The 11,410-nt window shown below is 65.8% G+C and carries 10 protein-coding genes; 6 read left to right on the forward strand and 4 right to left on the reverse strand.

Annotated elements, in window-relative coordinates; genetic code table 11:
- The first annotated feature begins 641 nt into the window (after positions 1-641).
- On the forward strand, positions 642-1,538 hold the full coding sequence (locus FJV43_RS34430; protein ID WP_239623368.1) for a DMT family transporter: 897 nt from the start codon (positions 642-644) through the stop codon (positions 1,536-1,538).
- Between the two features lie 52 nt (positions 1,539-1,590).
- Here the strand turns inward: FJV43_RS34430 and FJV43_RS34435 are convergent, their stop codons facing one another.
- The 3 genes from FJV43_RS34435 to FJV43_RS34445 form a co-directional block, all read right to left on the reverse strand.
- Positions 1,591-3,843, reverse strand: a complete 2,253-nt coding sequence (locus FJV43_RS34435; protein ID WP_239623369.1) for a CHASE3 domain-containing protein — start codon at positions 3,841-3,843, stop codon at positions 1,591-1,593.
- Positions 3,840-4,262: a response regulator gene (locus tag FJV43_RS34440; protein WP_061876588.1), complete on the reverse strand. Its 423-nt coding sequence runs from the start codon at positions 4,260-4,262 to the stop codon at positions 3,840-3,842. Before FJV43_RS34440 ends, FJV43_RS34435 begins: the two co-directional genes overlap by 4 nt.
- Positions 4,263-4,504: 242 nt before the next feature.
- Positions 4,505-5,212 carry a BA14K family protein gene (locus FJV43_RS34445; protein ID WP_239623370.1) on the reverse strand — a complete coding sequence of 236 codons (708 nt, stop codon included), beginning with the start codon at positions 5,210-5,212 and terminating at the stop codon, positions 4,505-4,507.
- 243 nt (positions 5,213-5,455) lie between these two features.
- Between FJV43_RS34445 and FJV43_RS34450 the strand changes: the two genes are divergently transcribed.
- Positions 5,456-5,863 (forward strand): NADH:ubiquinone oxidoreductase subunit NDUFA12, encoded by a 408-nt coding sequence (locus FJV43_RS34450; RefSeq protein WP_239623371.1) that lies wholly within the window; start codon positions 5,456-5,458, stop codon positions 5,861-5,863.
- 427 nt (positions 5,864-6,290) lie between these two features.
- On the opposite strand, the gene FJV43_RS34455 is transcribed toward FJV43_RS34450, so the two are convergent.
- A complete protein-coding gene (locus tag FJV43_RS34455) occupies positions 6,291-6,977 on the reverse strand; it encodes a DJ-1/PfpI family protein (RefSeq protein ID WP_239623372.1) in 687 nt (228 codons plus the stop codon).
- Between the two features lie 108 nt (positions 6,978-7,085).
- On the opposite strand from FJV43_RS34455, the gene FJV43_RS34460 reads away from it, so the two are divergent.
- From FJV43_RS34460 to FJV43_RS34475, 4 genes are all read left to right on the forward strand, one after another.
- Entirely contained in the window at positions 7,086-8,024 is a 939-nt protein-coding gene (locus FJV43_RS34460; protein ID WP_239623373.1) for a GlxA family transcriptional regulator, read from the forward strand.
- A gap of 246 nt (positions 8,025-8,270) precedes the next feature.
- Positions 8,271-9,314, forward strand: coding sequence for an alpha/beta hydrolase (locus FJV43_RS34465; RefSeq protein ID WP_239623374.1), 1,044 nt, complete (start codon positions 8,271-8,273; stop codon positions 9,312-9,314).
- Between the two features lie 62 nt (positions 9,315-9,376).
- A complete protein-coding gene (locus FJV43_RS34470) occupies positions 9,377-10,435 on the forward strand; it encodes a YeiH family protein (protein ID WP_239623375.1) in 1,059 nt (352 codons plus the stop codon).
- 2 nt (positions 10,436-10,437) lie between these two features.
- On the forward strand, positions 10,438-11,328 hold the full coding sequence (locus FJV43_RS34475; protein WP_239623376.1) for a LysR family transcriptional regulator: 891 nt from the start codon (positions 10,438-10,440) through the stop codon (positions 11,326-11,328).
- Positions 11,329-11,410 lie beyond the last annotated feature (82 nt).

Here is an 11,410-nt window from a genome sequence, read left to right on the forward strand (position 1 = left end):
CGGCACGTCCACACCCATCCGCCCCCAAGGGGATGTGCGCGACATGCGTTCAACGCCCCACAACGCCGCTACTTCTCTCACTTCACGCAGGTGTCACTTCGAAACCACCGTGAAGTCTGCCTTCCGAGCCTGTTGCCGGCCCGTTCTAGCGCCCCTGGGGAGTCCGCATGTCGTTCGCATGTCGAGGGCAGACGAGCCCCCATCCCGCTGCCTTTGGCCGGCTGGCGGAGCTGAGATTTGCGAGACCCTTTGGGGGAGTGCCGGCGGGACGCAAACTCACTCGCGCCGAACGGACCGAAAGCTAGGACTCTCCGTTGCGCCCGTCAAGAACTAGTGCGAGTTCCTGAATCAAATACTAAATATGGTGGATTGTGGGGGATAACAGGGGTCTTCGCCGCGCCTGTTGTGGAGCCAAGTATCAGTGAGTCCTCAGGGATTCCCAACCGAAAAAATTCATATCCGGCGAGCTGCGGAGGCTTCATCCCGCTGTTCACAGGGCAGGTATATTTTTCCGGACCGGGATTGCGCCAGAAGGACTCACGTAGCCCTACGGAAGGTGAGGGCAGGCATGCCCGCCGGGACGGTGGTTCGGCCTGCGAATCCGGGCCAAGCTGACCGCAAGATTTTGCCGGATTGCCCACATGCATGATTCGACCCGCCGGGATGCGCGACCGCGCATCGCCCCGGCCGGCCTGATGTTCCTCGCGATCACCTCGATCGGCTGGGGCTTCAACTGGCCGGTGACGAAATTCCTGCTGGCCGAGTTGCCGCCGCTGACCCTGCGCGGGGTGACCGGCGTGCTCGGGGCGGTGCTGCTGGCGCTGCTCGCGGTCATGCGTCGGCAAAGCCTGCGGGTGGAGGGCGCGATCTGGCCACGCCTGCTGACCGCGGCCGTGCTCAACGTCACCGGCTGGATGGTGCTGATGGGGCTGGCGCTGCTCTGGCTGCCGGCGAGCGAGGCGGCGCTGATCGCCTACACCATGCCGGTCTGGGCCTCGATCATCGCCTGGCCGGTGCTGGGCGAGCGGCCGACGGTCTTGCGCACACTGGGGCTGGTGATGGCCTTTGCCGGCCTGGCCACGATCATGGGCGGCAACGGCATCGCCGCCAGCGCGGAGAAGGCGCCGGGAATCATCATGGCGCTCGCCGGCGCGTTCGGCTTCGCCGTCGGCACGGTGTTCTCGAAGAAGTACCCGATCCATCTGCCGCCGATCACGGCTGCGGCCTGGCAGATCGGGATCGGCTGCCTGCCGATCTCGATCGTCGGTCTGCTGGTCGAGACCACGCATCTGTCGAAGGTGACGCCGCTCGGCTGGTGGCTGCTGGTCTATTCGACCGTGGTGCAGTTCTGCATCGCCTATGTCAGCTGGTTCGCGGCTCTGGCGCGCCTGCCGGCCTCGGTCGCCGCGATCGGCACCATGGCGGTGCCGGTGATCGGCGTCGTCGCCTCGGCGATCGCGCTGGGCGAGCCGCTCGGGGCAGGGCAGATCGCGGCGCTGGTCTTCACGCTGGCCGCCGTGGTGCTGGCGACGCGTTAGCCTTTTTGTTTGAGCATGATCTTGTCGGAAAACCGCTGCACACTTTTCCGGATCATGCTCCCGCTCCGCCGCCCAGCGCCGTCCTGATCATCTCGGCGAGCTGGTTGCGGCGGTAGGGCTTGGTCAGCAGCATCACGCCGTCGTCGAGCTTGCCTTGATGGATGATCGCGTTGTCGGTGTAGCCGGAGGTGTAGAGCACCCTCACACCCGGCCGGCGCCTGGCCACTTCTTCGGCGAGCTCGCGGCCGCTCATCCCGCCGGGGATGACGACGTCGGTGAACAAGAGATCGAACTTCTGGCCGGCCCCGATCAATTCCAGCGCGGCTTTGCCGTCGGGCGCGGCCACCGTCTTGTAGCCGAGGCTCTGCAGCTGGGTGGTGACGAAGTTGCGCACCAACGGGTCGTCCTCGACCACGAAGATTGTCTCGGCGCCGCCTTCGGCCTGCGGCGCCATGCCGGCTGCCACCTCCGCCGTGCCTTCGCCCGGCGGCAGATAGAGCTTGATCGTGGTGCCGTGGCCTTCCTCGCTGTAGATCTTGATATGGCCGCCGGACTGCTTGACGAAGCCGTAGACCATGGAGAGGCCGAGGCCGGATCCCTTGCCGACCTCCTTGGTGGTGAAGAAGGGCTCGAACGCCTTCTGCTGGATCTCCACCGACATGCCGGTGCCGGTATCGCTGACCGCGAGCATGATATAGGGGCCGGGCGTCACGTCGGCATTGGCCTGCGCATAGGCCTCGTCCAGCACCACGCGGTGGGTCTCGAGCAGCAGCTTGCCGCCGTTCGGCATGGCATCGCGGGCGTTGATCGCCATGTTGAGCACCGCATTGGTCAGCCTGGAGGGATCGATATGCGTCGTCATCGGCCCCTGTTCCAGCACGGTCTCGATCTGGATCTGCTCGCCGAGGGTGGGGCGCAGAAGCTTCGCGATGTCCGCGATCGCGGCGTTGATCTCGACGTTGCGCGGCTCGAGCGGCTGCCGGCGCGCAAACGCCAAGAGATGCTGGATCAGCTCGGCGCAGCGCTCGGCGGCGTCGTCGATCAGCCGTGCCGTGCGCTGGAGTTCGGGCTGACCCTTCAGGCTCTCCACCAGCGTCTCGGTGTTGCCGGAGATGACGGTCAGCATGTTGTTGAAGTCGTGCGCGACGCCGCCGGTCAGCTTGCCGATCGCATCCAGCTTCTGCGACTGGTGCAGCTGCCGCTCGGTCTCACGCGAGGTGGTGGCATCGTGATAGACCAGCACCGCGCCCGAGACATTGCCTTGCCCGTCTCGCATCGGCCGGCCGCTGATCATGAGATGGCGGGGAGGATTGCCGCTGTGCGGGCGGACGATCATCTCCAGCTCTTCGAACTGCTCGCCGCGCAGCACGCGCGTCGATGGCAGCTCGTCGGCCTCGAGCGGCGTGACGCCGTCGCCGTGAAACACATCGGACAGCGCGCGCAGGTTGCTCAGGTTCATGCCGGCGCGATGCAACAGCATGCGCTCGGCGGCCGGATTGGACAGAAGGACATTGCCCTCGGCGTCGATGACCAGCACCGCCTCCGCCATGCTGCGAAACGTGCTTTGGAGCACGTTGACCGACAGGCGCAGCTCGTCATGCGCGGTGACGAGGTGCTCGGTCCGCTCCGCTACCGCCGCCTCGAGCGCCGTCTTGGCGGCCTGTGTTTGCTCGAGCGAGCTCTGGAGCTCGCCCGTGGTGCGCCGGCTTTCGCGCATCACCAGCGCGACCAGGAGCAGGATCAGCACGGCGCCGGCGACGTCGATGCCGAGCAGCGCGATGCCGGTGCGGCGCGAATCCCGGGATCGCTCGGCGAGCAGGCGCTCTTCCTCGGCGCTCAGATGGTCGAGATTGGCCATCACCGTGTCCATGAGGCCGCGGCCCTCGGCCCTGCTGTTGAGCGCGGCAATGCCGGCCTGGTCGTTCTCGGCGCGGAGGCGCATCGCTGTGGCGGCGATCTCCATCCGGCGCAGCGCCAGCGGCTCGGTGCTCTCCAGCAGAGCGACCTGATCGGGACTGTCGCGCACGTCGCGCTTGAGGTCGGCGAGGGCCGGCGCGATCCTGGCGTGCACCGCCTGAAACTCATCGCTGAAGCCGGGGGTGCGATAGAGCTCGTAGCCGCGCGCGGCGCTCTCGGCGCGGCGCAGCAGCACGCGCAGATCCGAGATCTTCTTCTGCACCTGGACGGTATGGTTGACCCATGCCGCGTCGGACCGCGACTTGACGTCGAGGGCGATCGAGGCCGCGGCGATGATCAGGAGGATGGCAAGTCCAGCACCGAAAATGACGCGCTGCGTTGGAATCAAGGGGCTTCTTTCTTGTCCTTCGGCTGTGCGCTCTCGCCCGCGCCGGCGAGGCATTCCCGGATCGTGGTCATCAGCGCTTCCGGCGTGAACGGCTTGCGCAGGCAGCGCGTTGCGCCAAGCTCCAGCGCCATGCGGAGAAAATCGGGAGAGGGCGAGGCGGATGAGGCGAAGGCGTAGCCCGACATCGCGATCAGCGGAGTGGTCGGCGCGCGCTCGTGAAAGATGCGGATGGATTCGAAGCCGCGCATATGCGGCATGAAGATGTCAACCAGCATCACGTCGAAGGCCTGCGATTCCAGCGCAGCCAGTCCCGTTTCGCCGCCGTCGGCCAGCGTGACGTCGAAGCCCTGACGTTGCAGGAGGACCTCGATGGTCGCGCCGACCATCGGATCGTCATCAACCACGAGAACACGCGGCATGACACTTCCCAGGTGATCGAAGTCCCCACTGCATTTGGTGATATCCGCGAATCGTGTGTCCGGTCAATTTTGGATTGGACCCCCAAGGATATGCACGGCGCAGTGCATAAAGGTCCGCCTGCCTCCGGTCGTCGGCGTCCTCGGGCGAGCAGGACGGAATCGACGCGGGTGAGGGATATCCCGGCCGCGAGAAAGGCGCCGCATCGCTGCGGCGCCTTCAGTCTCACGCCCTGGCGGTCTGCTTACGGGCAGGGATGCCGCTGGCCGTCGTAGCCGAGATAGGTGCCCGAAGCCGGGTCGTACGATTTGAAGCGCTGCGCGCAATAGGCGGAATCGCCGCCGCCATCCTGCACCACCGCAACCGACGGTTCGTCATAATAGCCGCCGTAGTAGTAGGGATCATCGTAATAGCCGTAGCCGCCGCCGTAACCGCCATAATAGGCGTACGAGCCGAGGCCGCCGACTGCGACGCCGGTCGCGAAGCCCGGCCAGAAGCCGCCCCGACGATGATGATGCCCGTGACGGCCGCTCCAGTTGCTTCCGCCGTGCCAGTTGCCCGCGGTTGCGACGCTACGGGTGCCACCGAAGGCCTGCCGGGGCGTTGCGCCGGCTACGAAGCTGCCGCCGCTCGGACGCATAGGAGTGCCGGCCGCGAAGCTGCCTCCGCTCGGACGCATCGCAGTCCCGGCCGCGAAGCCGCCTCCGCCCGGACGTACTGCGGCACCGGCCCCGAAATTGCCGCCACCGCCACGGAACGCAGCGCCGCCGCCACCTCCGCCGCCACCCATGCGCGCGCCGCCACCGAAGTGAGCGCCGCCGCCACCGCCGCCGATATGGGCGCCACCGCCCCCGCCTCCGCCCACTCCGGGACGCTGGGCAAAGCTCGGTGTCGCAAAGGGAAGAACCAGCGCCACCGCCGCGGCGGCACTCAAGACTTTCAGACTGTTCATGGTTTAACTCCTTTCCGGAAAGCAAACCCTATGAATGCGCGGGGGTTCCTTGGGATCACGCCGGTTTGCGCGCGAATGGAGCCTCACGCGCTGCCGCTGTACCGGGCATGAATGAATCGCGACCGCTTTGCGGCAGGGTCCTGCTCGGTGGCCGGATTGCGGAGGGAGACCCCCGCAGCTGCCGAACTGGACATTTCGCTGCCCGGATGGCATCAGGACCTGACGAAGCAGGGCCCTTGCCGCATGAAACAATTCTTCCTCAAGTTCTTTACCTGGTGGAATGGCCAGACTTTTGGCACCCAGCTCTGGACCAAACGGTACGGGGAGCTGGTCGGCGAGGACGAGCAGGGCAACCGTTACTACCGCACCCGTGGCGGTGCGATTGATCCCACCCTCGGTTTTGAGCGGCGCTGGGTGATTTATAACGGCTACGCGGAAGCGAGCCGGATTCCGCCGTCCTGGCATGGCTGGATTCATCACGTCGTCGACGTGCCGCCGACCGAGGCCAACTACCAGCCGCGCGAGTGGGAAAAGCCGCACCAGCCGAACCTCACCGGCACGGCGAAGGCGTATCGGCCCTCCGGCTCGACGCTTGCCAGCGGCCGGCGTCCAAAGGCGACCGGCGACTACCAGCCCTGGACGCCAGGCTAGCCCTTCCGCCCACCCGCGAACTGCCATCGTCCGAAGCGGATGCACATGCATCCGCGCCGCACTCCTGTGGACAACGGGAACAGCGGGGATGCCGCTCGCGCCAGCGTTGCATTGACGCGGCCGATGCGGCTCAATGATCCCATCTTACGGAGATGGGAGACCATCGCGTTCGGTTCGGGCAACAGCTCGCGACTGTCCCGAGATGCAGCGGCCGCCGACCAGGACTCGATCGGGAGATAGGCCCCCGGTCTGGAAGCTCCGAAATCGCCCGATGTGAATGTGCAGCCGCCGTAAGACAGGAAGGGCCGCTTGGGAAACCGAGCGGCCTTTTTCTTTTGGGGGGCTTGCGAAGGTCTCGTGCCCCGGACGCAGCGCAGCGCTTCTTCAGCGGTGCGGCGCGTCCGGGACACGAGAGTATCGGCGTGCGCTACATCACCCTTTCAGCCGCGCGCTTCACCGCTTCGAGCCGCCGCGCCTGGTTCTGTGCGCCGCGCTCCTTCAGCAACGCCTTCACCTCGGCGGAAGCGGTGTCGGGCGAGCCCGAATTGAACGGTGGCGCCGGATTGTATTCCATCTGGAGCTGGATCGCTTCCGCCGTCGTGCGATCGACCATGATCGATACCAACGTCAGCGCGAAATCGATGCCGGCGGTGACGCCGCCGCCGGTGATGCGGTTGCGATCGATGCAGACGCGCGTCTTTGTCGGCGTCGCGCCGAACTGGGCGAGCATGTCCATCGCGCTCCAATGGGTGGCGGCGCGGTAGCCCTTCAACAGGCCTGCGGCGCCGAGCGCGAGCGATCCCGTGCAGACCGAGGTGACGTATTTGGCGCCGTCGGCCTGTCTGCGCAGGAAGTCGAGCACCTCCTCGTCGTTGAGCAGGTCGTTGGTGCCACTGCCGCCGGGCACGCAGATCACGTCGAGTTGAGGGCAGTCCGCAAACGTCGTGGTCGGCGTCAGCGTCATCACGGAATCGCTCGGCACCGGTTCGATCCGCTTCCACACGAGGTGCAGTTTTACGCCGGGGACCATGGCGAACACCTGCAGGGGGCCGGTGAAGTCCAGCTGGGTGACGCGCGGAAACACCAACAGACCAATCTGGAGCGGTGACGACATCGGCAGATCCTCCAATTGCGAGCTTGACGCCGGCACGATGTCATGCTGCCTTCCCGTCCGAAATGGCGTAATTCCCTCACTTTCGGACATATCGTTAGGAGTTGGCCCATGATCGGCATCCTGATCTTCCCGGATTTCCAGCTGCTCGATGCGGCAGGCCCGATCTCGGCGTTCGAGATCGCAGCGCGCTGCACCGGCAAGACGCCGGCCATCCGCGTGCTGGCAGTCAAGCCGGGGCTCGTGCGCAGCTCATCCGGGGTCGAGATGATGGCGCGCGACTTCAAGGCGGCGAGCGCGATCACGACGCTGGTCGTGGCCGGCGGCGTGGGCGTTGCCGATGCCGCGCGCTGCGAGGTCACGCGGGCCTTCTTGCAGCGGCTGGCAAAGCGTGGCGTTCGGGTCGCGAGCGTTTGCTCGGGCGCCTATGTGCTCGCCGAAGCGGGACTTCTCGACGGCCGCCGCGCCACCACGCATTGGGGGCGGACGCGCGATTTCGTCGCGCGCTTTCCCAAGGTGAAATTCGAGCCGGACCAGATCTTCACCCGGGACGACAATGTCTGGACCTCGGCAGGCATCTCCGCGGGCATCGATCTCGCGCTCGCGATGATCACCGAGGACCACGGCGAGGAGATCGCACAGCAGACCGCACGCCAGCTCGTGCTCTATCACCGCCGCAGCGGCGGCCAGTCGCAATTCTCCTCGCTGCTGGAGCTGAAGACGCCGAACGGGCGGTTCGGCGCACTGCTGTCCTGGGCACGTGAAAACCTCGACACGCCGCTGACGGTGGAAGATCTCGCCGATCGCGCCGGCATGAGCGCTCGGCATTTTGCCCGTGCCTTTGCCGCCGAGACCGGCACGACGCCATCCAAGGCGATCGAGCGCCTGCGGCTCGAAGTCGCGCGCGAGCGCGTGCAGTCCTCGCGCGAGGCGATCGAGCTCGTTGCGGAAACGACCGGATTCCGCGATCCCGAGCGAATGCGGCGCGCCTTCATCCGCGCCTTCGGCCAGCCGCCGCAGGCCCTGCGGCGCGCGGCGCGGGTGGGGTAGGCGCGCTACGGACCTCGTTCGCGACTGGCCTCGAGGAGTTCGGGACTAGTCCGATCTCACAAGTGTTAGCTCGTGCGCGACGTCCTATTCCGCGATCGGCTGGCCTGCGCCTGCTGCAGCCAAAATAATCGATTTTATCGATTGGTTAAACAATAACAATTCGTTGGATCAATTAATTGGATTCTCCGATCCTCGCTGCGCTGAGACCCCTCAGTGAGTCACTCCAACCAGCATTGGATCAATCCCATGAACCGCACCACAACGTTTGCAACCCCTGTCACTGAAGCGAGCCTGATGAATCAGGCGGCAACGGCTGCGCCGGCTCCCGCCAACGATCCGCGCCTCGATCCCGAGGTCCGTGCATTTCTCGCCGAGATCAACAAGGACAGCTCGCCATTCTGGGAGTTGCCCCAACCCGAGCCGCAAGGCGTACTGACATCGCTGCAGTCTCAGACTGCAGTGGACATGTCCGGCGTCACCACGACCGCGTTGACCATCGAGCAGGACGGGCGCGCCGTGAAGCTTTACGTCATGAAGCCCGAGCGTCTGACCGGCAGACCTGGCGTCGTGCTTTTCATCCACGGCGGAGTCTGGATCGCCGGCAACTTCCAGAACCATCAGCGCCTGTTGCGGGACCTGGTCGTGGGCTCGGGGCAGATCGGCCTGTTCGTGGAATACACGCCGTTGCCGGAAGCGAAGTATCCGACGCAACTCGAAGAATGTTATGCCGCGCTCAAGTGGATCGCGGTGCATGCCGACGAATTCGGTGCCGACGGCCATCGTATCGCGATTGCAGGGAACTCGGTCGGCGGCAACATGGGTGCGGCACTGGCCCTGATGGCGAAGGACCGCAACGGGCCGCAGATCAGGTACCAGGCGCTGCTCATCCCTGCGACCGACGCCAGCGTCGATACGGCGTCATATCATGAATACGGAGCCGGCCGTTTCCTCGCCCGCGCCTTCATGAAGTACGGCTGGGATCTCTATGCGCCCGCCGCGAAGATCCGGGACAATCCTTACGTATCGCCGCTGCGCGCCAGCAGCGAACAATTGAAGGGACTGCCCCCCGCGCTCGTCATCACCGCGGAGAACGATCCGCTGCGCGATGAGGGCGAGGCCTATGCGAGGAAGCTGAAGGAGGCCGGGGTCAGTGTGGATGCGGTTCGCTACAACGGCACGATCCACGATTTCGTGTTGCTCAACGCACTGCGTCACGTGCCCTCCACCGAGGCTGCGATCGATCAGGTGAACCAGGGCCTGCGTCGGCATCTCGCAGCCGCGACCGATTGACCGATCGATGAGAGACGCGGCGGCGTTCGCCGTCGCGTCCCTCGCTCCCCGGAGATACGCCAATGACCATCGTTCAGAATTCCCGCCCATACCCAGCCACGCGTGCCATGCGCGGCAACATCCTGTCATATCGGGACTCCGTCCTTGCGATCGTCCCCGGCGTCGCGCTGGCCGCGACCATTGCCGTGGTCGCCAACATGATGCGCAGTATTCCTGCCGTCGCGACGTTCAGTCCCATGATCCTGGCGATCGCGATCGGAATGGCCGTGCGCAACCTCGCCGGAACGCCAACTCTCGCCCGCGCTGGAATCAGCTTCAGCATGCGCCGTCTGCTTCGGCTCGCGATCGTGCTCCTGGGCTTCCAGATCACGCTGGCCCAGCTTGCCAGCGTCGGCACCAAGGGGTTCCTCATCGTCGCCGGCACGCTCGTTGCCACGTTCGGATTCACGCTCGCAGCAGGGCGTGCGCTGGGCGTCGAACGCAAGCTCGCACGACTGATCGCCGCGGGCACCTCGATCTGCGGTGCGTCAGCCGTCGTGGCGACCAACAGCGTCACCGAAGCTTCCGACGAGGACGTCGCATATGCGATCGCGTGCGTCACGGTCTTCGGCTCGATCGCGATGTTCGTCTATCCCATGCTGCCTTGCCTCCTGCATCTCGATGCCGACGCGTACGGCCTCTGGAGCGGCGCATCCATCCACGAGATCGCCCAGGTGGCTGCCGCCTCGTTCCAGAACAGCCAGCGGGCGGGTGAAATGGCAACCGTTGCCAAGCTTGCCCGTGTCATGCTGCTCGCGCCGGTCGTCCTGACCTTGAGCGTCGTCACCCGGGCTTCGGCGCAGCCGGCCGGCGGCAAGTCGGCAAGGCCGCCGATCCCTTGGTTCGCGATCGGCTTTGTCGCGATAGCCGCACTCAACAGCGTCGTGTGCATTCCGGCAGGCCTCAGGAGCGCGACGATCACGCTCTCGACCTTCCTGCTCACGATGGCGCTCGCGGCCATGGGCCTTGAGACCGACGTCTCGAAATTGTACGCGGAGGGGCTGCGTCCGGCTATGCTGGGCGCGCTCGCGTTTCTCTTCATCGCAGGCTTCAGCCTGATCCTCGTCAAACTCGTTGGATGACCATGACGCTCGAACAGCTCCGGATCTTCGCCGCTGTCGCCGACAAGCAGCACGTCACCCAGGCCGCCCACGAATTGAATTTGACACAATCGGCCACGAGCGCGGCAATCGCCGCGCTCGAAGGACGCTACGGGGTCAAGCTGTTCGATCGGGTGGGACGCGGCATCGTTCTGACGCATATGGGCCGCACGTTTCTCGGGGAAGCGCGTGCGGTGCTGGCGCGTGCGCACGCCGCCGAGCAGGTCCTGCGCGATTTTGCCGGCCTCAAGGCCGGCCGACTGGTGATCGCGGCAAGCCAGACGGTTGGGAGCTACTGGCTTCCGATGAGATTGCTGGCGTTTCAGGCCGTCCATCCCGGCATCGAAATCAACGTCAGGATCGCCAACAGCGAGCAGGTCGCAACCGACGTTCGCGACGGCATGGCGGATGTCGGTTTCGTCGAGGGCGACATTGACGACGCCGCATTGTCCGCCCGCCGGGTCGACGGCGATGCGCTGGTCGCCGTCGTGGGTGCGCGGCACCCGCTGGCGAACCAAAAGAAGCTGCCCGCCGACTGGATGACCAGGACACCGTGGATCCTTCGCGAGCCGGGCTCCGGAACGCGGGCCATGTTCGAGCGCGCCCTAAAGAAGCGCGGGGTGCGCCTCGCCGACCTGACGGTGCAGCTCGAACTAGCCTCGAACGAGGCGATCCGAACCGCGGTCGAGGCGGGCGGCTGCGCTGCGGCCGTCTCCGATCTCGTGGTTGAAAAGGCGATAGCGGCAAAACGGCTGGTCCAGCTCGAGGACGACTTGGCCAAGCGTTCATTCTACGCGCTCCGTCACAAGGAGCGGCATATCAGCAAGGCGGAAGCCGCCCTGATGTCCAGCATCGCTGCCGGCGCTGCACCGTAGGCAGAGCTGCGCCCGCCCGCAGCACCGATTCCGCAACGATCGAACCCACGTCTCGCCGGCGAGGGCGCCGACGCGCGCGTGC

Source organism: Bradyrhizobium sp. I71 (assembly GCF_022354745.1).
Taxonomy (GTDB): Bacteria; Pseudomonadota; Alphaproteobacteria; order Rhizobiales; family Xanthobacteraceae; genus Bradyrhizobium; species Bradyrhizobium liaoningense.